Below are 25,661 nucleotides of genomic sequence, written 5' to 3' on the forward strand. Positions count from 1 at the left end.
GTATAGTTCAACTTAATGCTCCTAAAACCTTATCAGCCTTAATGGTTCAAGATTCTTTTATTTTCCAGCCTTTACCGCAGATTTAATGGCTTTTTCAATCACTCTCCAGTCATAATAATGAAATACTCTGCCATTGCTCATCGCAACAAAAACGCCTTTCGGGAATTTTGGACCCAAGTTAACATGGGTCACTTCAGAACCATCACTTTCTAATGTAGAAACCGGAATTTCTGCAATTCTCCCCTTTGATTGGTCTTCTCTTAAGTAGACATTGAAGGTATCATTCTGCTGATTCGAAACCAGAATATAACCTTTCCCTTTATCAGTAGGATAGATGGAAATTCCTTCCACATCAGATTTAAAATCACCTTTTCCGAAAACAGCTAATTCCTCATTACCTTTTTCCGGATCAGCATAGTATTTATGAACTCCAAACTGCTCATCAGAATAGTAGATATAGCCCATTTCGTCATCTACAGCAATGCTTTCAATCTCTTTCAGGCCACTGTATTTTCCGAATTTACGGACAACTTCTCCGGTGATAGAGCCATTTTTCTCCGTAAGCTTATATTGCCATAGGTAGCCGTCAGCAGGACCAGATTTTCTTCCTACAATGACAAATATTTCTTCTGTCTGCGGATTTTTATACATGGAAACTCCCATCGGACCACGTTCTGTTTCTCCTTCAAATACTGAGATTTCTCCCACTTCTTTCAGTTCAGGAAGCGAATATAATTTTACTTTGTTCGTTTCCCTTTCCGTTACGGCAGCGATGTCTGTTTTCTTTCCATTTAAAATAAAACCATATTCAAGATCAACATTGTTGGGGCGCTTCAATCCTAATACTTTATGGATGATTTTTCCGTTAAGATCAAAGGCGTACAAACCTCCATCCGTATCTTTATCTGTTCCGATGATAATACTTTTTGAAGGATCCTGAGAATTGATCCATATGGCAGGATCATCTGTATCATGAACCACTGTTTCTGTAATAACGGTAGGTTTTAATTTTTCTATAACTTCTTTCTGTCCTGTACAGCTGACCACAAAAGGAAGAACTGAAAGAGCCAGTATATAATGTAGGTTTTTCATGTTTATTTTAAAAATCAAATTTCACTCCCATTGTAAACCTTGGTCTGTAATATTCAGCCTGTGCGGTTCTGCTTGGGATTCCCTGGTAGTATCTTAACGGCTGGTTCGTCAGATTATTGGCTTCTGCAAAAACTCTGAGCTGAGTCGTAATCTTGTAGGAAGCATTAGCATCAAGGAAAAACTGTTTGTCGTAATAACGGTCATCAAATGCCTTGCCACCAAGCTCATCAATATAATGAGAAGCATAGTTCATGGAAACTCTTGCTGAAAAACGTTTGTTTTCCCATGAAAGAGATCCGTTGAACATATGAGGAGCAGCTCCCGGAAACCCTACATCTGTTCTTTCAATGCCTTCTTCATTGGTAATTCCTTTTGCTTTGGATTTAGTATAAGTATAGTTGACATACACTCCAAGTCCTTTCCAGAAAGCTCCGGGAATGAAATCAAGCTGTCTTTGCAAAGCAACTTCAAACCCATAAATATCTACATTGTCACCATTACGCTGCTGGGTAAATTTCCAGTTGCTTTCTCCGGCCGGAATTGGGTTGGTTTGTCCCGCAAAATCATTGGCAAAGTCGTTCGCGGTATAATTTCTTTTGGAATACGTATAAATGAAATCGTTAAGATTTTTATAGAAAACACCTCCGGAAAGAATCCCTACAGACTTGAAATATTTCTCTGCCATGAAATCAAAATTGTAGGCATAGGTTGCCTTCAGATTCGGATTTCCTGCTGCAACAATTTCATCTTCTGAAATAACATTCAGATAAGGAACTAAAGAATAATAGTTAGGGCGGGCAAGAGCGGTAGTAAATGCTGCACGAAGTACAAGATCTTGCACCGGAACATATTTGAAGGAAATATTCGGAAGGACATTGGTATATGTATTGGTATTATTGATTTGCCCTACCAAATCCTTCTCATTCATGACATAATTTCCGGTGTAATCAATCTGGGTTGTTTCAATACGGGCTCCAACGATCATCGATAGTTTATCATTAAAATCCTGATCCCAGCGGATATAACCTGCATAGATCTGCTCTTTTGCATTGTAATTGCTGGAAAGATACTTTTCAGGTTTCAGCTTACCGTTAAATAAAGTTGGATTGAATAAATCCAATCCGCCAAGGAAAGAAGGATCAACAAATGTTCCCGGAACATAATTTCCCGGCTGGAAGTTTTCACCATTAAGGTGTATGGTTGGCACCGATAAAAGACTTCCCATATTGTTAACAGGTGTAAAAGCGTAGAAATCATTCTCTCTTTCCTTTTTCTTCAAACGCATCCGGAAACCGGTACGAAGTCTTCCTTTCTGACCATCAATCACGGAAAACGGAAAACGTACATTTACTTTTGCGCCTAATTCTTTTTCCTGAGTAAAGTTATTGGCATCCGAAAGATCACTCAGTTTATAGCTTCCCAGATTGTCTGCTGCGAGAAGATTGAACATTGGTTTTTCAGGATTGCTAAGGTCAGGAGCGAAGTTCATTTTGCTGTTTTCAAACTCTATATAACGCTGATGAGGCTTATCTTCACTTGCGATGGCGTAATTGACAGCCCAGTCGAGGTCAACTTTAGAACCTAATAAATGTTCTCCTCGTAAAGCATAGTTCTGAACTTTTTGTTTTTCCAGACGGGTATTGTCATTATCGGCATCACCTCCTTTATTTTGTCTTGTGATACTTCCTTTCCAGTCCGTAATCTCAGTTTCATCAGCATTATAAACAGGTTTTATTTTATATCCTAAAGCAAATCTGGTTTCCTTATCATTCCTGAAGTTGTACATCGCAGAAGCATAGATCTTATTTTTGGAATTGAACTCATAATCCATGTTGAGATCAAAACTATGTCTGATACGGTGTTCATTATAATAGCGAACTCCCATTTTGCTTACATAAACCGTTTGGGCAAGATCATTGGCCTGGCTCCATACGGGTTCTATATTGTCCGAACCAAAATTGTTGTTGTTATAGGAAAAACTGAATACCGCGCCTAATTTTTTATCCAGAAAACGGTTTCCGTACACAAATCCGGCAGTGTAATTTCCTTTTTCACGGATGGGATTGTATCCTCCGGCAACGGTTGCGGAAATCCTCTGTCCGTTCGGGGAAGCCCTGGTAATAAGGTTTACGGAACCTCCGATGGCATCGGCGTCCATATCCGGAGTGAGGGTTTTATTAACTTCTATAGTAGAAATCATATCGGAAGGGATCAGGTCCATCTGTACATTACGGTTATCTCCTTCAGCAGACGGAATCCGGTCGCCATTCAGCGTAACGGAGTTCAGATTGGGAGCAAGCCCTCTGATGATAAGGTTTCTGGCTTCACCTTGGTCATTTTGTATCGTAATTCCCGGAACACGTTTCAAAGCATCTCCGATATTGGCATCCGGAAAACGTCCGATCTGATCAGAAGAAATCACATTGGTAATATTGGCGTTATTTCTTTGTTTATTCAAGGCTCTTGCCTGATTTTTCAGAGTCGCTCCCGAAACTACAATGGCTGCAATGGATGTCTCTTTCTTGTCGAAAATAATATTCTGACGGGTATTTTTTTCAGGTTCTACCGTTACAGTATACTCATGCACACCATAACCGAGGTAGTCAATTTTCATGGTATAGCTTCCCGGAGGAACATTCAGAAATACAAAGTTTCCGTGCTCATCCGAAGTGGTATATATATTTCCCGGGCTTAAAGAGATCTTGGCTCCAGGCAGGGCTATTTTTGAATCATCATTGATATTTCCGGACAAAGAACCGGTTTGTGCATAGAAAAAAATAGAGGCACAAAATAAAACAGACGTAAAAATTTTGTTCACTTTTAATATTTTAGATAAAAATAACAGCAAAATTAAACGTCTGTTTGGCAAAGGAGTTGAAGAGAAAATTAAGGTTTTCTTAAGAATTGTTAATATAGAAACTGTTTGTTGAAAGGAAATACGCAGTGATTGTCTACCTTTCAGATCCTAAATTCTTTTCAACAGTATTCCCCTCTAGAAGCAAAGTCAATTCATTACATCGTATAATCTGATGATTCTGGATGGTAAATTCTGCCAATACTTTATGTACCACCTTACTTCCATCTTTTAGGGTGGATTTTACTATGTGGTGGGTAAATATGATATTACCATTTTCAGCGTAACTGATGATGTCAAGCTTTTGTTCAGCCACTTTTTCTTTCAGTTTTCTGATGTGAAGAACAAATTCATCATAAGTAAGCTGAGAATGATCTACAATCTGAATGTATTCTTTTGAAAAATATTTCTCAATTAATAATTCGTCAAATGCCGTATTTTCCAGTATATCGTTGAATACCTGCCGGATAAAATGCTTCATAACTTTATTATTTTGAAGCAAAATTACTCGCCAGCTTATTGACCGGACGATAACAATTGTAAAGAAATTACCTTCGGCTGCGTATTCTGCTTAACGAAACACTGGTAATCCCAAGATAAGAGGCAATATAATGCTGCGGAAAGCGCAGAAGAAGTTCAGGTCTGTTTTTGAGAAGCTGCTAATACCTTTCCTGAGGTGAATCTCTGATAAAAGAAATCAGCCGTTTATTAATTTCACTGAAACGTTTGTAAAAAAGTGGCAGGAAAATATGCTGGAATTCCTCATTTTCCATGAGCCTGTGAAAAGTTTCAGCCTGTAATTCATAAACGGTAGTTGATTCCAGAGTTTCAATAACAAAATCGCTGGGATTGCCATTCAGGAAGCTGTCAAAAGATGAAACTGCCTGATTTTCTGTTATAAACTCCAGGGTAAGTTCTTTTCCGTCCTGATAGAAGAATATTCTTAAGGCTCCTTTTTTTACAAGGAACATCTTATCTGAAATCTTTCCTTCCTCAAGCAGGATAGTTTTAGCAGGATAAGTAATTTCAGTTGATAAATGAAGGTCTGTTTTCAAAAAAGAATGAAGATCAGGAATGTGCATATCTGAAGGATTAATGGGAGGCGTTCAGTATATCCTGTACGATCACTTTAGATTTTTCAATCAGTTCATTGGATCTGTAAAGCTGGCTGGTCAGTATTGAACTTTCAAAAAGAAGATAGATATGGGCTGAAATCATATCGTTTTGAATATCTTCATTGAAGGATTCTCTCAACTTTATTTTATGATCACGGATTACTTTATGAATTTCTTCCTTATCTGCAGGAATTTCCGACAGAATATTCAAAAAACTGCATCCTCTGAAATCTTCTCTTTCATTCATGTCGATCAGGAAATCGAAGGATTTCCGGAACTTTTCTTGTAGTGTTTCTGCTTCTGCTGTGAATTTTTCAAGTTCAGACACCCAGTAATCATATCTTTTATTAAGAAATTCTATGCAAAGATCATCTTTAGACTTAAAATGCTGGTAAAAGCTTGCTTTAGATACATTAGCTTCATCAATGATTTGATTGATGCCCGTATTGTTGTAACCTTGCCGATGGAAGAGAACCATTGCAGTGCTTATTATTCTTTCGCGAGGTTTGGGCATAATGTAAAATTTTTACAAATGTAAATAAAATATGAACAGACTGGTAGGTGTTGGTTTTTAAATAAATCCTTTTGTATAATATAGCTGAATAACAAAGAAAAGTAAGGTAAAAAACCATACGATATAAGGATGATAAGTGAAGTTATTCTTCAGAATATAATGCAACGCTTTGAAAAGCTTGAAAATTCCGATAATTCCAATGATAATAAAAACCAGAAAGACCAGAAAGAACAGGTATTCTCTTGTACCATAGTTGCTTATCTTTCCCAGGCTTTCTATATAAGCATCTACATTCAAAGTTTCTCCAAGAAACATAGCCGAGCTGATTAATATAAAAAAAGGAGTAGAGGTGTATACGGTTGTATAAATAAAAGAAAATAATAAGGTCCGGAAGGTGACGGTATTCACTTTTTCTTTTTTGTACCATAATATCGCAACGGTGAATACTACCGCAGTAATATTATTCATCAAAAATATAAAGAGCGCTTTTTCTACCATACTGAGCCCTTTGATCTTTGAAATAATATTATGCTCACCACCATAATCCATTAAAATTACAGAGACAATCACGGAGGTATATACAGATAGTTTGATAGGAGATAGGTAGTCGTGAAAACGTTCAGCCTCTTCTTTCTCCATTTCATGAACAGACAGATCATAACAGCGTCGCGGATCCTGAAACAATTTGAAGATCGTTACAGGAACCAGTAAAATTTCAATAATAATCTGCAGGCACAGCTTTTCAAAGCTATCGATTAATTTTTCAAACATGTATGTGTATTTTTGTATTTAGGGAACGTTTGCAATTTAATTATTTTTTGCAATACATCTCAAAAGTGAATAAAAAAAGTGGATGATTCTGAGCGAATCATCCACTTTTTTATCTAAAAGGTTTTTATTTTGGCAGCCCTTTTTTCAAAGCGATATGGGCTTTTTCTACTGCTTTTCTTTCTTTCCAGTCCATATACCTTTTTTTGTATCGGCCTTTCATGAAATTATCAAAATTACGCTGCACAGCAAGATTCCATAGGGAATGTGCTTTTACAGCCCAGCTTTTATCCCATGCACGCAGTGAAATAGAGAAAGATCCGTCCAGATATTTCATCCAGTGCCACCAACCTGTAGGCATAAATAATGTATCTCCATGTTCCAGGAAACACTCAATTCCTTCAATACCATCCAAAGCCGGAAATTTTTCAAAATCAGGATTGGCAATATCATAATCTTCCAGTGCATAGGTAGCATAAGGAAGCTTATACAGACGTGTTTTCCATTTGTATTCAAACAGAAGGACATGTTTTCTTCCATTGAAGTGAGTATGGAAAATATGCGGCATGTCGATATCATAATGAAGGAAAGTCACAGAACCTTTACCTCCGAAAAACATACTTGGATATTTATCTAAAAATCCACCCATAAGATTCTTTGGCGGAACATAGTCGTCCAACAGTTTGGGCGCAAATTTTATAGGGTCAAAGAAGAAAATTCTCAGATCTGTAGGCTCTCTCTGAATAAGGTCCACATAATCACGAAAAGGCATTTTCGTAGTCGGTGTATTGATAGGAGCGGCAGGATCTGCTTTGGAACTGTCATAAAGGGGAACTTCAACGTCGCCTACTACTTCCTTCATGTAATCCATCGTCCATTTTTGATAGGCGGGCCACTTTCTTGCCATATTTCTGATTACCACTGGCTTACATGGCTTTAGATATTTTTCACGGAAATCTTCCTGTGAAATGTCATCTACAATATCAATTGGTTTAAGGATTATTCCCATTTGTTCAAATTATTAAGCTAAAGTATTAAATATTTGTGACAATAAAATGGAAAGAATTAAAATTATTTGGAATTAATATAAATAAATAATAAAGGAGCTGTTTTTGCTTTGCTTTTTTTTTTTTTTTTTGGAGTTATTATAATATGATGTTACCTGCTGTTCTTTTAAAATTTATAGTGTTTATACGGTAAAAGATAGTTGTGAAATACAATAATTGTATGTATAATTGCCGTATTAAAAATGACCATGAAACGTTTTACTACTCTTATTTTTTCACTTGTATTTGCCACTGCTTTTTCACAGAAATCAACCAGAATTTTCACTTCAGATATTGATAACTTTTGGGTGGCATATGACAGCATTCAAAAAACAAGTGATTATTCCGGAAAGCTGAATCTCATCAAAAGACTATATAGTGATAAAGCAACAAAAGGCTTAAAAGCTTTTATGAATGCCAGAGATTATAACGATAGTGTATATGTAAAAGTCATAGAAAAATACCCTAAATTCTGGAATTCAGTAAGGCCAAATACCTTAACGATAAAAACCAAGACCAAAGAGCTGGAAGCTGGTGTTGTCAGGCTGAAGCAATTGTATCCTGAACTTAAAGACGCTGAAATGTATTTTACCATCGGTGGGCTTAACGCCGGAGGAACTGTGAGCGGAAATATGGTATTGGTAGGAGCAGAACTTGCCACCGGAATTGGGTCTACAGATGTTTCAGAATTTAAAGATGAATGGTTGAAGGGTATGTTTGCCAATCAGTCTCTGGATAATATCGTTTCCCTGAATATTCACGAGTATATCCATACCCAGCAGACCGGGTATCAAAACAGGGTTTTAAATCAGGCCATAAAGGAAGGATCATGCGATCTGATTGCCGGACTTGTGATGAATGAATCTCCGCAAAGAAAATATATTTCTTACGGAATGGTTCATGAAGCTGAAATTAAAGCCAGGTTTAAAAAAGAAATGTTTACCGGTAATCTTGCTGAATGGTTTTATAATGGAAGACAAAAAGGACAGGGTGCGGATTTAGGATATTATGTAGGCTATGTGATCAGTAAAATGTATTACCAGAATGCCAAAGATAAAAAACAGGCTATAAAAGATATTATTGAACTGAACTATAGTGATAATAAAGCAGTGGAAGACTTTTTGGACAAATCAAAGTTTTTCAAAGAAAAAGCCAGTATGCTTGTTAAAGAATATCAAAATCAATTACCGTATGTAGTGAAAATAGAACCAGTCAATGGTTCTGTAGATGTAAATGCCGATACCAAAGAGCTCAGAATTACTTTTTCACAGGAAATGGTTCCCGGCTACTATTCTTTCAATCTTTCTGATAAAGGAAAAGAATATATGCCGATGACCAAAGTGAAAGGAATGGAAAATAATGATAAAACGTTGGTCTTGGGAGTAGATGTAAAGCCCGGCAAAGAGTATGAATTTATACTTACCAATAAAAGTTTCAGGTCTAAAGAAGGGTACCCTCTGAAAGATGAAAACTTGGTTATAAAATTTAAAACGAGGGAAAAATAGTTTGATTACAAACGATTGATAACCAGCTTTTATATACAGTTTCAATAGTTTGCTTTTTGATTGTTATTGGATCTTTCAGTATTACAGAAAGTTTGGGGTAAATATATTCCTGTTCTGTTTATGGGGCTCGGTTTTATATTATCACTTGTTGTTTGGCAGAGTTCGAAAAAAGCTGCAATAGTAAAAGCTTAGTTTGCTTTGCGTAATTCCATTCATTAGAAAATCATTATATTCGGCTTCGTAAAAATAATGATATGCAAGTATATGAAGGGATTTCTGTGGGGTTGTACCTGTTATTAATGATAGGTATAGGCATATATTCTTATAGAAAATCAACAAGTAATTCAGAAGAATTTTTAATTGGCGGCCGGAAAATGGGAGCTGCCGTAACAGCATTGTCTGCAGGAGCAGCCGATATGAGCGGATGGCTTTTGATGGGGGTTCCGGGAGCAATGTATCTTTCCGGAATTTCAAGCTCCTGGATTGCCATAGGATTAACCATTGGTGCTTATCTCAATTATATTATTGTAGCCCCAAGGCTCAGAATTTATACAGAAGTGGCACAGAATGCCATTACGTTACCTGTATTTTTTGAAAACAGGTTCAAAAATAAAAATCAGCTTCTGAAGATCACGTCGTCTATTTTCATTCTGGTATTTTTTACCCTGTACACTTCTGCAGGAATGGTGTCCGGAGGAAAATTATTCGAATCAGCTTTCGGAATGGATTATACTGCTGGCTTACTCCTGACAAGTCTGGTGGTAGTGCTGTATACATTTTTAGGTGGTTTTCTGGCTGTAAGTCTTACTGATTTTGTACAGGGCACCATCATGGTATTAGCATTGGTGATTGTTCCGATTGTAGCGATTTCCCAAATCGGAAGTGTGGGAGAGACGTTTTCTCTGATTGAAGCAAAAAATCCAAAATATCTGGATCTGTTCAGAGGAACAACGACTGTAAGTATTGTTTCTTTACTGGCATGGGGATTAGGATATTGCGGTCAGCCTCATATTCTGGTACGTTTTATGGCCATTGACAAACCTAAAGATCTGATCAAAGCGAGACGCATCGGGATTACATGGATGATCTTTACTGTTGCCGGAGCTCTGGCCATAGGATTGGTAGGAATCGCTTATCTGCAAAAGTTCGATATGAATACCATGATGAAGTTTGACGGATCAAAGACGGAAGCAGAAACTATTTTCATTTATTTCTCCCGTATATTATTCCATCCGTTCATTGCAGGATTTTTACTTACAGCTATTCTGGCAGCGGTAATGAGTACGATTTCCTCTCAGTTATTGGTGACTTCTAGTTCATTAACAGAAGATATTTACAAAGCTTTTCTGAATAAAAAAGCAACTTCTAAGCAATTATTAATAGCAAGCAGACTTTCTGTTTTACTGGTAGCTGTCATTGCGGTACTTTTATCCCTGGATCCAAAGGATAGTATTCTCAATCTGGTGGGAAATGCATGGGCAGGTTTTGGTTCTGCATTCGGGCCCCTGATCCTGCTGTCGCTTTTATGGAAAAAGGCAACATGGCAGGGAGGCTTTGCCGGGATGATAGTAGGGGGAATCACAGTTTTAGCCTGGGTTTATCTACAACATCCGCTGAAAGACTGGTACGAAATCATTCCTGGGTTTACGCTTTCCCTGTTGACTAACGTGATTGTTTCATTATCAACATATAAGCCTGATCCTGTCATTGAAAGCGAATTCAATGAAGTTCAAAAGATCATGCACGAATAGCATCCGGCACTAAAATATTACAGTTATAAAGAATCTCCTCTTGCACAAGTAAGGGGAGATTCTTTATTTTACATTTAAAATAAAATCGAAAAATTATTATTATTTAACAGTCTGTGCTACAGGTGTTTTACTGTTTTTTGCCATTAATGATTAGCATAATAAGTGCAAGGATAAAGCCTATAATGCTCGACCATATTATATTTTCAATACCATAATGGGCAATCCAGCTCCCTCCAAGCAGAGTTCCGGCTGTAACGGCAAAGTTTCCACAGGAAGTAAAAATACTGTTGATGAACTCTGAAGAATCGGAAACAGATGAGGTCACATTCACATTACTGATTAGAAATCCTCCGGAATGAACTAATCCCCAGCATCCTATTATCCAGATCATGGGTTTAAAATAACTTCCATAATATCCAATCAGGAGATGAATGCCTGATAATAAGATTAAAAACACCAGAGTCGTTTGAAACGGAAATTGGCTCATATATCGTCCCGCAATTTTATTTCCTGCAATTCCTACTGTTCCAAACAGGAGGAGCATGATGCTGATTTGTAGGCCGTTCATTCGGGTAACACTCCTTAAAAATTCGGCCATATAACCATAAGTTGAATACATGGCTGTAATGATAAAAAATGCAAGGAAAATTCCGATCCACAAATGTTTATTCCGAAATATTTCCATGGAGAATTTATTTGATGATATTCCTGTATTTTGAATCGATGGTAAATAGATCCATACAGCTAACAGAGCGACTCCGTTAATAAAAGCAGTAAGTAAAAAAGAAGCCTGCCAAGAGAAAAGGTCAGACATAAAAGTTGCCAACGGAACTCCTAAAACAGTTGCCAATGTAAGCCCTGAAAAAATAATGCTCACAGCCTTTGACTTTTCTTTAGGATCTGAGGTTTGACCGGCAACAGATAAGGCAATAGACCAGTACACAGGATGGAAAAACGCAGGAAGCATTCTGATAATAAGAAGCAAATGGAAATTTGAGATATAGGCTGACAGAATATTGGTGGCAACAAAAATAAGCAAGGAAAATACCAATAGATTTTTTCTTTTGAATGAAGATAATAAGAGAAGCATGAAAGGACCAAAGACAGCTACAATCATTGCAAATATACTGAGTAACCATCCTGCTTTTTCAATGGAGATCCGGAATGTAGAAGCAATTTCCGGCAATACGCCAATCACTCCGAATTCTGTGGTTGTAATTCCGAAAACACCTAGCGCCAGTACATAAAGATTTCTGTTCATATTCATTATTTTTTTGCAAATTTGCAGAATAGACTATCAGAAAACTATATACTTACCTTATAGTTCTATACTTACCTTTTTGAAAGTGATAATCTAAAAAACGTTATTATGCCTGAATTTTTCCATGATAAAAGACTGTATTATACTCCTATTGAATTTGCGTTAAGTCATATTGGAGGAACCTGGAAAATGCCTATTTTGTGGAGGTTACAGGAGAAACCTCTTCGCTTTAGTGAGCTTAAAAAGGATATTCCTCATATTACAGATAAGATGTTGACGAGCCAGTTGCGTGAACTGGAAGCCAAAGAGATGATTCACAGAGAAGTTTTCCCTGTAGTTCCACCGAAAGTGGAGTATAGTCTTACAGAAAAAGGAAAGAAATCGATCCCGGTTATTGAAATCATTATGACATTGGGCTATGACTTCATGAAAGGTGAAGGAATTGTTTTCCCTCCCAAAGAATAATAAGGTTATATTTCCTATTACATAACGCTTTTTTCATACCTTCACCATAAAATTGATTCTATAGCATGAAGCTGAAATTAGGGATATTAGATCAGTCACCCGCCACCATGGGCGGCAGTGCGGCATCTGCATTGAAAAACAGTCTTAATCTTGCTTTAATGGCTGAAGAAACAGGGTTTCACAGTATCATGTATTCCGAACATCATGGTGTAGAAGCGTATGCCAGTTCCAGCCCTGAGCTTTTAGCTGCTATTGTTCTCAGTAAAACAAACCGGATCAAAATAGGAACTGCAGGAATCATGATGAGAAACTATTCTGCCTATAAGATTGCAGAATGGACCAAAATGTTGTCAACCTTATATCCTGAGCGTTTTATTCTCGGTCTGGGAAAAGCTCCCGGAGGATTAAAAGATGCTGTCATGGCACTGAACAATCATAAACCAGTTATTTTATCCAATATGGAAACCAAACTGGAAGAGATTATTCAATTCATAAAAGATAAAGAAGGGATATATGATGGACTTATAGCACAGCCGACTCATGTACAGCATATTCCGGAAATTATGTGGCTGGGTTCAGGAATGACTTCTGCCAGAGAAGCAGCCAGACACGGAGTCGGATATTCGTTCGCCGCTTTTATGAATAGTGAAAATGGAAAGGAAAATACAGATACTTACCTCAAAGAATTTGATAGCACACAATATTTTCCCCGGCCTTCATTACAGGTTGCTGTGGCAGTATCAGTAGCGGACAAAATTGAAGATGCCAGACGCAATGCTTATGGAATGGCCTATCAGTTTTTGCAATCCAGACAATTGGCAAGTCCCAATGCGGTTTTTTCTCCGGAAGCAGTAGAACAGAAAATTTTGGGAACAAAGGAGGAAGAAGAATTCTTTACTACATTAAACAGAATTATTATAGAAACCCCGCAATCTGTAGATCAGAGATTAGATGAGATTTCCCAAAAGTACCATACAGATGATCTTCTGATCCTGTGTAATATGTACCGGGAAGAAGATCGTATAAACACTTATAAAAGTATCATTAAAAATAATAGATAAACTCCACAGTATCAAATTTCTGTTGTGCTATGGAGCTTTATTTATATTATAATTCAAATCCATGAAACAGAATATATCAACATTATATATCATTACAGGAGGCCCGGGAGCAGGAAAAACAACGTTGCTGGATGAATTAAGCCGTCATGAACTGATAACTGTATCTGAAGAAGGAAGAAGAATCATTAAAGAACAGATGGATTCCGGTGGTGAAGGGCTTCCATGGCTTAACAAAGAACTTTTTGCAGAGATGATGTTCGAAGAATCTGTAAAAACCTACCTGAGAATAAGTCAGACAACTTCTGCAGAACCTGTTTTCTTTGACCGTGGAATACTGGATACACTTGGTTATATGAAACTTGAAAATATTCCTGTTCCGGAATCTATGGAGGTTAAAGCAAGAGAAATGATTTATCATAACAATGTTTTCATTCTGCCGCCATGGAAAGATATTTACGAAAATGACCCTGAAAGAAAACAAACCTTTGAGAAATCTATGCTTACCTTTGAATGTATGAACGAAATTTATCAGGAATATGGTTACAATATCATAGAAGTCCCGAAAATTTCAGTAGAAAACAGAGCCCGTTTTATCCTTGATAGGCTCATATAAGGAATTTCATCACTCATCAATTATCACTCATCAATTATGAACCATTTTCCTTTTGAAAAAGAACTGATCGAAATGGCTGACCAGGATCTGTCCGTCAGAGAAAAACTATTGCTGGCTGGAGAATTATCCGGAGGTTATCATCCTGAAATGAAAAATATTCATAGAGCCAATGCCAAACGGCTGCGGGAAATTATAGCAGAAATAGGCTATCCCACAATCTCAAAAGTCGGCGGGAAAGCTAATGATGCAAGCTGGCTGATTATCCAGCATGCCATCGGGGAACCTGAATTTATGAAAACATGTTATGCTATGATGGAAGAACATTCCAATGATATTAACCCTTTGCATAAAGCCTATTTATACGACCGGATTCAGGTTTTTCAGAGTAAACCTCAAAAGTATGGGACACAGTTGACCCCTGAAGGAGTAATTTATCCCGTAGAAAATAAAGAAAACCTAAATACAGAACGCGAAAAGGTAAATCTGCGGGCTCTTTCCGAATCAGATATCAATAAAATTCCGGATGCCGAAGACATTCCGGAAATTGATAGCAAAGACGCTGAATATACCATCTGGAGGAAAAAAGCAGGATGGATTTAAGACTCTTTTAATAAAGGTCTCGGATCAAACAGAACTTTTAAACTACGGATCTTTCCATCCTTTATGTGATACCATCCCGAAGATTCTATTGTTTTTTCTCCCATATCAATATTGTACCAGAAACAAACATCTTCACTGGAAGTAAAAGTCTTAAGAATTTCATACTTAAACTTCATCTGCTTCATATCCTTGATGTACACAGATGCGCCTTCTCTCTTTCCCATTACCCCTATAAATTTAAAATCAGGATCGAGACAGCTTTCCGCCTTGTCAAAATTTTCTTCATTTAAATAGTGGATAAACTGTTCTGCAACGTTTTGAATGGTATTACTCATATAGATTGTTTTTATTGTTGAATACAAAATTAAAGGTTCACTGACCATTCCCTTGTGACTATAATCACAAAATACTTTTATCTCTTTTTGAACTTATTTTAAAACAGGAATTCTTCCTTTTGCATAGGCAATCTGTTCTTTTTCTTTGTTCTGATCAGGATTGTTTTTAAGATACAGCTGATAGTAGGTTACTGCATTCTTAGGCTGCTTCAGATTGAGATCATAAAGAAGTCCCAAACGGTAATAAATAATATTGCTGGTCCCAAAAGTCAATCCTCTTTTGTAAGCGGTCACCGCCTCGTTATACTGATTTTGAGCTTCATAAATGCCTGCCAGTGCAGCATAATAAAGGTTGGTGTGATCTGAAATAGCTTCATCAATAGTCTTTTGAGCATAGAGGGCAGCGTTGTTATAATCTTTCAGTTCACGATAGCTCAGTGCCATAAAATATAATGTGCCTTCATTTTGTACTCCCATGTCTTCCAGCATTTTGTAAAGCATAATGCATTTTTGATAATCCTTTACATAAAAATAAGCCTGCCCCACATCGTTCATTACATTGACATCAGCATGGTTTTTCAGAAGTTTTTCACCAGTTTCAATCACTTCCGGATATTTGGTGAGCTGATTGGCAACCGGCAATAGAGCTTGTTGTAAAGTAAAGTTTTCAGTATCAGCCGCGATCGCTGTTTTCAATACATCATAAGCGGGTTGATATTGTTTGAGACCGTTATAAGTTATCGAAAGATCATAAGCCACATCAGGATCGGTAGCATTCAGTGTATTGGCTTTTTTAAGATAATTAAGTCTGGATTCCGGTGTTTCTGCATAAGCAGCAAGTTGTTTATAAGCACTGAAATTAAGACTGTCAAGCTGAATGATCTGTTGAAGAAAGGTTTTGGCATTAGAAACATTTCCACGTCTGGAGTTAATACTTGCTAAACTGAATAGAGTAGGCAGGTTGTTGGGTTGAATAGTGTTGATTTTCAGATAACTTTTCTCTGCATCAGGCAGTTTTCCAGCCATCATATTACAGTAAGCAATTTGTGAAAGGGCTTTTATATCCTGTGTATCTCCGGGATATATGCTCTGAAGATAATTAGCTGCATCAGCATAACGTTGTGTTTCATAATACTCAAGAAGTTTTTCAGTATCAATTTTTGCAGACTGGGCAGTAAGATTTTTAAAGCTTAATAGAATAATACACAGGCAAATTCCTCTTTTCATCATGGTTATTTTTTAACTAAAATATTGGTTATTTATTGAGCTTCCAAATTTTGGACTCACTTATTGGGGATTTTTTTAATCTTATGAATGATTTACAACAAAACCTTAACCTCAATATCATTAGATTTCTTATATTCACTGTACGGAAAAAGCAAAAGATATGGAAATAAAAACTGTGCAGTCATTCCTTGAGTATTACAGGAAAATAAGAGAAAGAACAAACCGTATTATTGAAGTTGTTCCTCCTGAGCATATTGATTTTTCCTACAAACCAGGGAAATTTACTATTGGTGATCAGATAAGGCACATTGCTGCCATTGAACGGTATATGTATGGAGAGACCATTGCAGGAAGGAGAAGTGCTTATCCTGGATGTGGTAAAGACCCTGCTGACGGCCATGAAAATACAGTTCAGTTTTTCAATGAAATGCACAGGCAGACTCTTGAAATCATTGAAGGATTATCAGACGAAGATCTTACCAGGAAATGTCTTACTCCTGCCAATAGTGAAATTTCCGTATGGAAATGGCTTCGCGCCATGATAGAACATGAAATCCACCACAGGGCAGAACTATACATCTACCTGAACCTTCTGGATGTAAAAACACCTCAAATTTATGGGCTTTCTGCAGAGGAAGTGCAGGAGATCAGTGTGAAATTATAAGGGATCGTCACACTATTAACAACAAAAACCAGCTGCCAATGTACCGCTGGTTTTTTTGTTAAAAGATCTTATATTTTGATTTATTTCTATCTTAAGTGAAAAATTATTTGTTTTCGTTTATTAAAAATTGTTAAATATTTATTTGATATATAGGTGTTTATTCCTTTTTTTTAATCATTTACTTTAGAATTATTTATAAAAAGTCGTAGAACTACGACAAAATTTCAGATTACATGATGAAAATTTTCTGAATAGCGGTTACCGTTTTATCTTTGTAATACCACCAATCCAATTACAAAAAAATTAATAATGATTAAAACCCACATATTATAAGAATAACATCAAGAGAAATCTTGAAATTCAACAGGGTTATAAAGTAAACTTACACTTATACTTTTCCTTTTTAAGACCCTGTTCTGATCTCAATATCCGGATTTCACCATTACCATGGAGTACGGATAACGAAAAATGTATCTGAACTTTGTTGTTCAGATCGATTTCAGGCTTAAAAAAACTGACACCCAATCAATCAAAATATTACAATTATGTTTCAGGACGATCATTCACCCAAAATGCCTGTTTCCAAAGATAAAATTTCAGCTGTAAAGAATATTAAAGAGACATTGACAGATCAGGCAGTCAACAAAGCTGCTCAGGAAATACAGGAAAAATCGAGCGGAACTATTAAGAAAGCTACAGAAAAAATGGCTCAGGTTCAGGCGTATACAGGTGTGGTTCAAAACGGTTCTCAAATGTTTATGAATCAGGTTAAACAACCGAACCCTCCCACACTGGTAGAAGATAAAGTATGGGCTAAACAGCCTACTTCAGGGATTTATAATGCCAGTACAATACCCGGAAATCAAGTTGCTGGGATCAATCGTGTAGTAAAACTTGAAATTGTAATTGACGGAAAAGTGATAAAACATTTCAAGCATTTTCAGTTAAAACAAAGTGCTGTAAAACATCATGAATTCGATCTGATGCTGGCCCACGATACGTTAGGGAGTTCAGAAAACCACAATCTTGAAGAAGCTCAAAACTTTCTTGGAAAAAGAATTACCGTAATTTTCAGATATAAAGATGTTGAAGACGGCCCCGAAAGAAACTTTGTAGGAGTGATCACAGAAGTAGGTTTCAGCCAGGAAAAAGGAAGCCTGGGAAATATTGTTCTTACAGGATCAAGCCCTACGGTTCTTTTGGATGCAGCTCCTCATATTCAAAGTTTTGGCGGAGCACAGGAAATTAGTCTGAACAGTATTGCAGATCAGGTAATCAAAGAAGGGCTCGGGCAAAGCAGTTTTGATTTCAGGGTGGATGCTGCCCATGGAAATGTTTCTTATAGCTCACAATATGAGGAGACCCATTATAACTATCTGGCCAGAATTGCAGAAGCCTACGGTGAACAGTTCTATTACGATGGTGAAGTATTGCATTTCGGAAAACTTCCGCCTCAGGAAAAACCTGTGAAGCTTACGTATGGAAGCAGTGTGAGTGATATCAAGATAAAAATGAAAGCTCAGCATGTGAATCCTTCATTTTATGGTTATAACAGTAGTAAAAATGAAAAATTAACAGCAGGAAGTTCAAAAATTAATCATACTTCAGATATTGCCAAAAGAGCGTATGAAATTTCAGAAAAAACTTTTACGACTCCTTCATTAAGAGTGGCTCCCATAAAAGCGGTGTCTTTCATGGATGTGGAAACTTCCCAGAAAGGGACTGCTGGTAGTAAGGCTGTTGAAGTCTTTGTTATTTCAGGAATTACCACAGTGCCATTTCTTTATCCCGGCTGTATCGCGGATATAGAAATGAGAAAAGCTGAAAGCAGTGAAACGACCTATTTTACCAAACTGATGATTACTGATATGTACCATGAGGTAGATGCCAGAGGATATTATACCGGAACTTTTGAAGCAATAGCTTCTGATACGGGATTTATTCCACGTCCGGAGTTTCATACCCCAAAAGCAGATGCACAATTTGCCAAAGTAATTTCCAATGTAGATCCTTTGAATCAGGGTAGAGTTAAAGTACAGTTCGACTGGCAAAATGGTTCTACCACAACAGAATATATCAGGGTAATGACTCCAGATGGTGGAGGAAGCGAAAAAGTGAGTAAAAATCGTGGTTTCATGGCGATTCCGGAAGAAGGTGACCAGGTGGTGGTTAATTTCGCGCACCAGCATCCTGACCGTCCGTTCGTGATGGGAGGAATGTTCCATGGAGGCGTTGGCGGCGGCGGTGGTGCCGGAAATAATATTAAAAGCTTAAGCAGTAAAAGCGGGCATACAATGAGCCTGGATGATGCTGGTGGGATTACCGTAAAAGATAAAGATCAAAATTCTGTTTTTCTGGACGGAGCAGGAAATATAAGCATAGACAGCAAAATTTCCATTACGCTGAATTGTGGAAGCAGCTCAATCTATATGGATAAAGATGGGAATATTCAGATTAAAGGAAAAGAAATATTTGTACAGGGAGTCAATATTGGAGTTGGTGGAACAACAAGTATCGGAGTTGGAGTAGGACCTGAAGATGGTGAACCTACTTCCGGTGTTGGAATCAAATCTGATACCCTTGATATCGGAACCAATACGCTTTCCATGAGAGGTGATACTGAAGCCAATCTTAGCAGTGGAGGAAAAATTAATGTTGGCGGCGGAAGTGAAACAAATATTGTAAGTGGAACTGTAAAACTGAATTAATGAATCCTGTAGATTTGGAGTTGGTGAAGTTAAAAAGACAATGGCAGAAAGTTGTTTCAAAAAACGAAGAAAAACCTATGCTGATCTGTATAGGCGAAAAACATGAAACGGATCTTTTTGACGGATTTATCAAATCGAAACTTTCTGAAGATGAAGAAAGTGATGATGTTTTTTTACTCCATTATCAGGAATTTAACGGAATGAACTCTTTCGGGCAAACCTTATTGGATGAATGGACTGAGTTCTATGAGATGTTGAAAAAAAGCGAAGAGAATATTCCTCAATGGGATTTGAAAAACCCGGAAGAAAACTTTAAAACAGATGCATATAAGGCATTTTATCCTTTGATGGAATTAAAGAAGAACTTCCCTAATATTCAGGATTCTAAAATTTACATCTACATTGCTCCACTCAGGATCAGTGATACCGGGGAACTTTCTTTATGGGTGAAAGAGTGGTGCAGGATCTGTGAAATGTCAGAGAATAAAGATATTAAACTGGTATGGGCAGAACATCATACCTACAGAACTTTGCCCAATATCTCTTCTGCGCATAGCTTCAGAGTGGAAGTAGACATTCATCAGTTAATGCAGAATACTGCGGCTCACACTAACCGCAAGAAGAACAGTCCGGATACGGATTTTCAACAACAGATTCTTATCGCAAGCAATCACTTAAGCAAAGAAAGATTCAAAGAAGCAGAGCATGCATTGAAAACAGCTGTGAAACTTGCCAAAGGACAAAAGAATAAACAGGGAGAGATTTCTGCTTATTTTATGCTTACCCAGGCTTATACTGCAGACAGGAAGAAAGAAAAGGCAGAAGATACCTACCGCACAATATTAGAAGAAGTAGAACCGGATAGCCCTTTAGCAGTTCAGATGTATATGAATTATGGTAGTTTTCTGCTGGGAAACTCTAAAAAATCCAAAGCAGAAATAATATTTGAAAAAGCTGCAGAAACTGCTCAGAAAATAGGAGAATATGCAATGGCGATTGAGTGTTACAGAATCATCGCTACATTGAATGATACGGTTCTGACAAAAGATAAAATGATCAGATATTTTGAAAGATGTCTGGATATAGCAAAATTGATGGATTCTTCAGCCAGAGAACAGAGCAGCCTTAGGTTTGTAGCCTCAATGCTTATTCTCAAATATGAAGGTGATATCGATAAAAAAACAATACTGGACAATGAAATGAAGACTTATTTTGGTGATGACTGGAAGGTGAGTGTAGAAAAACCAAAAGCAGGGTAATCTCAAATTAAAAGAAATCATGGCAGATCTGAATAAAAAAACAGTAAAACCCATCAAGGTAGCAAAGCCGGATATGAACCCGGACCGCTCCTGGAAGGTCAAAGCAGACGTTACTTCGGTAAGTTGGGATAAAACCACACAGGGCTGGAAAAACGGAATGAAAAATAATTTTGATTCCCTGAATCCTGTTTCTATGGCTAAATCCATATTGGGAGGAGATGCCGGCCAGCCGGAGAAAAGCAGTGGAGGCGGAGGTGGCGACAGTGCTGTGACAACAGAAAGAGCAGCACCGGAAAGCAAAGTGAAACTGATTAAGGTCAATAATCCTGCAATGCCTTCCACAGCTATTCAGCATACAAGTAAGCATTTTGATATCGTACTGGCCATTGATATTCACTGGACGCTCATTCCGCCGCCACCTTCATTTATGTTTATTCCTTTGCCATTGCCTCATCCATTTATCGGGATTGTTTTTGATATTATGGATTATATTACCATCAAGATTCCGGTTCCGCAATTTGCAAGAAATCTGATGCCTTCTCTTCCGGAAAGTATTCCGATGGGAGGCTCAATATATGTTCACGGAAGGCATAAAGCTACCACTACAACCAGTGTGATGGGAGTGGTGATTCCATTCAGACATGTTACATCGCTTATTCCGGTGTATCTCATTCCTTTTCCTCAGGAAGCTCCCCATGAAGGAGAAGTGTATTACGGCTCACAGACCGTTCTGGCACAGGGAAGTAAAATGAGCGGAAATCAGCCTCAACAGGTATTAACGTGTATGGGATTTCCTTTCGGAATGACCATGCTGCCTGCAATGCCGGATAAACCCAAGAAAAATCCATTGGCTTATTTTGCTTTCTACAATAACTTTTCAAGCATGTATATCCAGATCAATACGGGAGGCCCTGTATTGGTGGGAGGAGCCTTTGTTCCTCATACTTATACACCCGGAGAAATGCTGATGCGTCTTGCCGGGATGTTCTTAATGAGAAGTTTAACAAAGAAAATAGGAAAACTGGGAGCAAATGGTTTAAAAAAGCTTAATAACAGTGTTCTTAAAAAAGCTCCTTTCAATAAGTTTAAATTTTCAAATGCTCTTTCTAAGAAATTATGTCATTGGGGGCTGGAACCTGTTAATTTTGCAACGGGTGCTATGTTTTTTGAATGGGAGGATTTCGAAATTCTAGGGAATACTCCTTTAACCTGGAAAAATAAATGGCACAGCGATAGACCTTATGATTTTGGGCCTTTAGGAAATGGCGTTTTTAATAATCACGATCTGTTTATCCTTCCTGAAGAGAATAACAAATTTGCCGGATGGATGCATCCTGAAGAAAATATAGCCATGCTTGTTACCGTACCTGAAATTGGAAAAGAAATGACCTATTTCAGAGATCAGAAAATCTGGCAATACAGACCAAATAACAGTATTTGGGTTGTTCGCAAAGGTACAGACATCTACACTTATACCCGCTTTCATCATGTTACAGAAGGAGTGATATATAAAATTGCAAGGATCGAATATGGTGACGGAACTGTTCGTGAATATGAGTATGAAGGCCGCAATATTGTTCTAAAAAGGATAAAAGATGTTAATACAGAAACAAGTATAGAAACCACTATTCACCCTGAATATAAAAAGATTACAGAAGTCTGTTATTGCTATAAAAACCAAAAAGATCTGTTGGTCCGTTACAGTTATGATGAGCGTGGAAATCTTACCCATGTCTGGGATATTCACAAAAAAGCGATCGTCTTTGAATATAATGGGAAAAATCAAATTGTAAGAAGAGTCAACCGAAATGGGATGAGCTATATCTGGAAATATGATAAAAAAGGGAGGGTAGTATATACTAAAGGTTTGGATGGATATATGGAAGGAAGTTTTCATTATGATGAAGAAGAAGGCTTCACAGAAGTAATATACCCTAAACAAGATAATAAAACAGAACGTTATTATTATGATGATCATTTTCTTGTATATAAAAAAGTAGATGGAGAAGGTGGGGAAACCTGGTATGACTTTACAGCATACAATGAACTGAAAATGATAGGAAGCCCGGAAGGACGTGTTCAGGGGTATACGTATGATGAAATGGGAAATATCAAGACTTTTCACAGTCCTGATGGAGAAGAATATCATTATCAGTATAATGAGTTTGGACAGGTTATTGCCCGTTTTTCACCTTCGGGAGCTTCTGAAACATGGAATTATGATGAGCATGGAAGATTAATCAGTCATACAGATGCGGCAGAAGAAAATGTTTATTATGAATATGCTGATGGAAAAAGGCTTCCGGAAAGATGCATAAGAGAAAATGTTACGGCATTTTACGAGTATAATGAAAGAGGACAGCTTACTCAACTTACCAATACTATCGGAACTGAGCAATTTTGGAAATTTGATGACTATGGAAGGCTGTTGATCTTTAGTCCGAAACCTTTAAGCAGAACTGTTTGGAACAGAGATAAAATGGGAAGAGTGGTTGAAGTGAATGAACAGGGGCAATTACCATTGAAACTTCGCTACGATGCGTATGATCTTCCGGTGTATGCTACAGATGGCCGTGCAGAATGGTTGATGAGTTATACTCCAATGGGAAGCTTAAAGCGGCAGATCCGCCGGAATGCCCTCACCAGTAAGAAAGAAGAAACACTAGCCTTTGGCTATGATGCTTACGAAAATTTAGTAAGTATGACCAATGAAAAAGGAGAGGTCTATATTTTTGAAAGAGATAATAATAACAAAATTATTGGTGAAACCGGCTTTGAGGGACGCAAAACAATCTTTATCCGTGATAAGGATGGTTTGATAACCCAAAGAAGAAACCCTCATGGAAATACAATCTTTTATGAATATGATCTGGCAGGAAGAATAACGCAGGTGGATTATCCGGACGGAACCTGGGAGGCATATCAATATGATACTTCAGGCTTGCTTATCAAAGCAGATAACGAAGATAGCAGTGTTAGCTTTCAGAGAAACCAGCTGGGGCAGATTATCAATGAAAAACAAGGGGAGCATTTAGTTCAATATAAATACGATCAGCAAGCTAATCTTATCGGTCTGGAAAGCAGCTTAGGAGCGAAAATTGATTATTCCTATACTGATCTGGGACAGCTTAGAAACATTTCCGCCAGCACTACAGAGGTAATTTTACCTTGGCAGATGAATGTTGAAACCCGCAGAAATGAGCAAATCCTTTCCCGTGAAATGACCGGGAATGTAGAAAGTACTTTTGAATTAGATCATACCGGAATGCCTATAAGCCAGAAAGTAATTACTCATAAAGCAAATACTACTTTTCATAAAGACTATATATGGGGAGAAGGAAGCCGGTTGTTGACTATACTTGACAAAGTAAAAGGTGGTAGAACAAGATTTGATTATGATGCATTTGGAAGTCTTGCTGCTGCAGAATATTCCAACGGAAAAGTTCAGCATAAAAACCCTGATGAAACGGGCTGCTTATATGAAAGTATAAAACGTACCGACCGTATTTATGATAAAGGTGGAAAGCTGATGCGTGACAAAAACTGGTTTTATCATTATGATGAAGAAGGAAATTTGTTATTAAAGAGTAAAAGGGTGATCAATAATGCGAGGCCAGAACATCAGGAAAAATCAAACAGCGCTCATCCTTATTACAAAGCCATTGCCTCGGATTGGCTTAGCCGCCCGAAAATGCCGGAAGGTGTTATTTTACCTGATGTGAACGATAATTCCTCAGCAGAAATTCAAAAAACTGAATGGGAATCCGGTGACTGGGCTTATTCCTGGAGGGCTAATGGAATGCTGGCTAAAGTAAAGCGTCCTGATGGTAAAGAAGTGAGTTTTGAGTATGATGCACTGGGAAGAAGAATTTCTAAAATTGGCTGGCAGAAAATAACTCGTTATATTTGGGATGGTAATGTTCTTTTACATGAATGGAATTATAATATTGAGGCAAGACCTGCCAATGAAATTGATGATGAAGGAAATATTATAAATAAGCAAGAGCCTGTAGAGAATTTAATAACATGGGTTTATGAAACAGGGAGCCATGTGCCGTCTGCAAAGATTGAAGGAAACAGAAGGACTTCAATTATTTCAGATTATATAGGGAGACCTGCGCAGGCTTATAATGAGGATGGAAATCTGGTCTGGAGTGCCGACTATGATATTTTCGGAAGAATTGAAAATGTAAATGGTGATGAATCATTTATTCCTTTCCGACAGCAAGGGCAGTATGAAGATGAGGAGACGGGACTTTGTTATAATAGGTTCCGTTATTATGATGGAAAAAGCGGGACTTATCTTTCTCAGGATCCAATGGGTCCGCTTGGAGATAATCCCAATCTGTATGCATATACCCATGATAGTAATTCGGAAATTGATCCGCTGGGATTAATAGAGGTTGACGGGGGATGGTCACGAAGAAAAGCAGAACGAGGTTCAATTATAAAAGCAAAAAGACCTACACCTCCTTCTATACATGCTACCAAACATATTCAGGCCACTTCTATGGAAGATGCTAAAGCCAGAAGTATTAAAGGAGTAGGCGGTAAACCCGAAGGATCATATTTCCCGGATGTAGTAAAAGATAACTTCAAAAATTTTGAGAAAAAAGCCGCATTTGATGCCATGAGAAAGGGTAATGTAGTACCTAATGGTGGAGTTACGTACTATATTTATGAACATCCTACCGATATTGGATATAATATGGGAGAAAAAACAAGATTTATGAGAGTGGAAGTGGCTTCCGGTACCATACACAGCCATCCGATATCAGAGGCAGATGCCAATAATTATATAAAAAAAGCAAATTATCCATAAC

General features: G+C 37.5%; 20 protein-coding genes. 10 read left to right on the forward strand and 10 right to left on the reverse strand.

Features of this window, described 5'->3' with window-relative positions; genetic code table 11:
• Positions 1–57: 57 nt before the first annotated feature.
• The 7 genes from DEU39_RS02290 to DEU39_RS02320 form a co-directional block, all read right to left on the reverse strand.
• A complete protein-coding gene (locus tag DEU39_RS02290; RefSeq protein ID WP_120230791.1) occupies positions 58–1,092 on the reverse strand; it encodes a phytase in 1,035 nt (344 codons plus the stop codon).
• Positions 1,093–1,099: 7 nt separating this feature from the next.
• On the reverse strand, positions 1,100–3,910 hold the full coding sequence (locus DEU39_RS02295) for a TonB-dependent receptor (RefSeq protein ID WP_120230792.1): 2,811 nt from the start codon (positions 3,908–3,910) through the stop codon (positions 1,100–1,102).
• Between the two features lie 133 nt (positions 3,911–4,043).
• Entirely contained in the window at positions 4,044–4,427 is a 384-nt protein-coding gene (locus DEU39_RS02300; protein WP_120230793.1) for a hypothetical protein, read from the reverse strand.
• 178 nt (positions 4,428–4,605) lie between these two features.
• The gene (locus DEU39_RS02305; protein WP_120230794.1) at positions 4,606–5,028 is read right to left on the reverse strand and encodes a Crp/Fnr family transcriptional regulator; all 423 of its coding nucleotides are present in this window, start codon (positions 5,026–5,028) and stop codon (positions 4,606–4,608) included.
• A gap of 10 nt (positions 5,029–5,038) precedes the next feature.
• Positions 5,039–5,575: a TetR/AcrR family transcriptional regulator gene (locus tag DEU39_RS02310; RefSeq protein ID WP_062670429.1), complete on the reverse strand. Its 537-nt coding sequence runs from the start codon at positions 5,573–5,575 to the stop codon at positions 5,039–5,041.
• A 57-nt stretch (positions 5,576–5,632) separates the two neighbouring features.
• Complete coding sequence (locus tag DEU39_RS02315) at positions 5,633–6,346, reverse strand: hypothetical protein (RefSeq protein ID WP_120230795.1); 714 nt, start codon at positions 6,344–6,346, stop codon at positions 5,633–5,635.
• A gap of 124 nt (positions 6,347–6,470) precedes the next feature.
• Entirely contained in the window at positions 6,471–7,352 is an 882-nt protein-coding gene (locus DEU39_RS02320; RefSeq protein ID WP_062670425.1) for a cupin-like domain-containing protein, read from the reverse strand.
• A 246-nt stretch (positions 7,353–7,598) separates the two neighbouring features.
• Between DEU39_RS02320 and DEU39_RS02325 the strand changes: the two genes are divergently transcribed.
• Positions 7,599–8,894, forward strand: coding sequence for an Ig-like domain-containing protein (locus DEU39_RS02325; protein ID WP_147367549.1), 1,296 nt, complete (start codon positions 7,599–7,601; stop codon positions 8,892–8,894).
• Positions 8,895–9,148: 254 nt separating this feature from the next.
• Positions 9,149–10,645, forward strand: coding sequence for a sodium/proline symporter PutP (gene putP, locus DEU39_RS02330; protein ID WP_120230797.1), 1,497 nt, complete (start codon positions 9,149–9,151; stop codon positions 10,643–10,645).
• A 127-nt stretch (positions 10,646–10,772) separates the two neighbouring features.
• On the opposite strand, the gene DEU39_RS02335 is transcribed toward putP, so the two are convergent.
• A complete protein-coding gene (locus tag DEU39_RS02335; RefSeq protein ID WP_228436607.1) occupies positions 10,773–11,906 on the reverse strand; it encodes an MFS transporter in 1,134 nt (377 codons plus the stop codon).
• 108 nt (positions 11,907–12,014) lie between these two features.
• On the opposite strand from DEU39_RS02335, the gene DEU39_RS02340 reads away from it, so the two are divergent.
• The 4 genes from DEU39_RS02340 to DEU39_RS02355 all read left to right on the forward strand — a co-directional run bounded on the left by DEU39_RS02340 (position 12,015) and on the right by DEU39_RS02355 (position 14,645).
• Positions 12,015–12,371 carry a winged helix-turn-helix transcriptional regulator gene (locus DEU39_RS02340; protein WP_062670417.1) on the forward strand — a complete coding sequence of 119 codons (357 nt, stop codon included), beginning with the start codon at positions 12,015–12,017 and terminating at the stop codon, positions 12,369–12,371.
• Positions 12,372–12,436: 65 nt separating this feature from the next.
• Positions 12,437–13,432: an MsnO8 family LLM class oxidoreductase gene (locus tag DEU39_RS02345; protein WP_120230799.1), complete on the forward strand. Its 996-nt coding sequence runs from the start codon at positions 12,437–12,439 to the stop codon at positions 13,430–13,432.
• Between the two features lie 61 nt (positions 13,433–13,493).
• Entirely contained in the window at positions 13,494–14,045 is a 552-nt protein-coding gene (locus tag DEU39_RS02350) for an AAA family ATPase (protein WP_120230800.1), read from the forward strand.
• A 36-nt stretch (positions 14,046–14,081) separates the two neighbouring features.
• Complete coding sequence (locus DEU39_RS02355) at positions 14,082–14,645, forward strand: DUF6624 domain-containing protein (protein ID WP_120230801.1); 564 nt, start codon at positions 14,082–14,084, stop codon at positions 14,643–14,645.
• Here the strand turns inward: DEU39_RS02355 and DEU39_RS02360 are convergent.
• A complete protein-coding gene (locus DEU39_RS02360; protein ID WP_120232180.1) occupies positions 14,642–14,980 on the reverse strand; it encodes a nuclear transport factor 2 family protein in 339 nt (112 codons plus the stop codon). The genes DEU39_RS02355 and DEU39_RS02360 overlap by 4 nt on opposite strands.
• A 93-nt stretch (positions 14,981–15,073) precedes the next feature.
• Positions 15,074–16,210: a tetratricopeptide repeat protein gene (locus DEU39_RS02365; protein ID WP_120230802.1), complete on the reverse strand. Its 1,137-nt coding sequence runs from the start codon at positions 16,208–16,210 to the stop codon at positions 15,074–15,076.
• A 157-nt stretch (positions 16,211–16,367) separates the two neighbouring features.
• Between DEU39_RS02365 and DEU39_RS02370 the strand changes: the two genes are divergently transcribed.
• The 4 genes from DEU39_RS02370 (at position 16,368) to DEU39_RS02385 (ending at position 25,660) form a co-directional block, all read left to right on the forward strand.
• Positions 16,368–16,871, forward strand: coding sequence for a DinB family protein (locus tag DEU39_RS02370; protein ID WP_120230803.1), 504 nt, complete (start codon positions 16,368–16,370; stop codon positions 16,869–16,871).
• Positions 16,872–17,416: 545 nt separating this feature from the next.
• Entirely contained in the window at positions 17,417–19,579 is a 2,163-nt protein-coding gene (locus tag DEU39_RS02375) for a type VI secretion system Vgr family protein (protein WP_120230804.1), read from the forward strand.
• Complete coding sequence (locus DEU39_RS02380; protein ID WP_120230805.1) at positions 19,579–20,838, forward strand: tetratricopeptide repeat protein; 1,260 nt, start codon at positions 19,579–19,581, stop codon at positions 20,836–20,838. The genes DEU39_RS02375 and DEU39_RS02380 overlap by 1 nt, the downstream gene beginning before the upstream one ends.
• Positions 20,839–20,857: 19 nt before the next feature.
• A complete protein-coding gene (locus tag DEU39_RS02385; protein WP_120230806.1) occupies positions 20,858–25,660 on the forward strand; it encodes an RHS repeat-associated core domain-containing protein in 4,803 nt (1,600 codons plus the stop codon).
• The last annotated feature ends 1 nt before the right edge of the window (position 25,661 follow it).

Origin of the sequence: Chryseobacterium sp. AG363, from assembly GCF_003610675.1 — a bacterium.
In the GTDB taxonomy this organism is placed as follows: domain Bacteria; phylum Bacteroidota; class Bacteroidia; order Flavobacteriales; family Weeksellaceae; genus Chryseobacterium; species Chryseobacterium cucumeris.

Coding starts and splice junctions, on each gene's coding strand:
- putP (WP_120230797.1), top strand. CDS start 9,149: ATGCAAGTATATGAAGGGATTTCTGTGGGGTTGTACCTGTTATTAATG.
- DEU39_RS02315 (WP_120230795.1), bottom strand. CDS start 6,346: ATGTTTGAAAAATTAATCGATAGCTTTGAAAAGCTGTGCCTGCAGATT.
- DEU39_RS02350 (WP_120230800.1), top strand. CDS start 13,494: ATGAAACAGAATATATCAACATTATATATCATTACAGGAGGCCCGGGA.
- DEU39_RS02305 (WP_120230794.1), bottom strand. CDS start 5,028: ATGCACATTCCTGATCTTCATTCTTTTTTGAAAACAGACCTTCATTTA.
- DEU39_RS02340 (WP_062670417.1), top strand. CDS start 12,015: ATGCCTGAATTTTTCCATGATAAAAGACTGTATTATACTCCTATTGAA.
- DEU39_RS02355 (WP_120230801.1), top strand. CDS start 14,082: ATGAACCATTTTCCTTTTGAAAAAGAACTGATCGAAATGGCTGACCAG.
- DEU39_RS02290 (WP_120230791.1), bottom strand. CDS start 1,092: ATGAAAAACCTACATTATATACTGGCTCTTTCAGTTCTTCCTTTTGTG.
- DEU39_RS02360 (WP_120232180.1), bottom strand. CDS start 14,980: ATGAGTAATACCATTCAAAACGTTGCAGAACAGTTTATCCACTATTTA.
- DEU39_RS02345 (WP_120230799.1), top strand. CDS start 12,437: ATGAAGCTGAAATTAGGGATATTAGATCAGTCACCCGCCACCATGGGC.
- DEU39_RS02320 (WP_062670425.1), bottom strand. CDS start 7,352: ATGGGAATAATCCTTAAACCAATTGATATTGTAGATGACATTTCACAG.
- DEU39_RS02310 (WP_062670429.1), bottom strand. CDS start 5,575: ATGCCCAAACCTCGCGAAAGAATAATAAGCACTGCAATGGTTCTCTTC.
- DEU39_RS02375 (WP_120230804.1), top strand. CDS start 17,417: ATGTTTCAGGACGATCATTCACCCAAAATGCCTGTTTCCAAAGATAAA.
- DEU39_RS02335 (WP_228436607.1), bottom strand. CDS start 11,906: ATGAACAGAAATCTTTATGTACTGGCGCTAGGTGTTTTCGGAATTACA.
- DEU39_RS02385 (WP_120230806.1), top strand. CDS start 20,858: ATGGCAGATCTGAATAAAAAAACAGTAAAACCCATCAAGGTAGCAAAG.
- DEU39_RS02300 (WP_120230793.1), bottom strand. CDS start 4,427: ATGAAGCATTTTATCCGGCAGGTATTCAACGATATACTGGAAAATACG.
- DEU39_RS02325 (WP_147367549.1), top strand. CDS start 7,599: ATGAAACGTTTTACTACTCTTATTTTTTCACTTGTATTTGCCACTGCT.
- DEU39_RS02380 (WP_120230805.1), top strand. CDS start 19,579: ATGAATCCTGTAGATTTGGAGTTGGTGAAGTTAAAAAGACAATGGCAG.
- DEU39_RS02370 (WP_120230803.1), top strand. CDS start 16,368: ATGGAAATAAAAACTGTGCAGTCATTCCTTGAGTATTACAGGAAAATA.
- DEU39_RS02365 (WP_120230802.1), bottom strand. CDS start 16,210: ATGATGAAAAGAGGAATTTGCCTGTGTATTATTCTATTAAGCTTTAAA.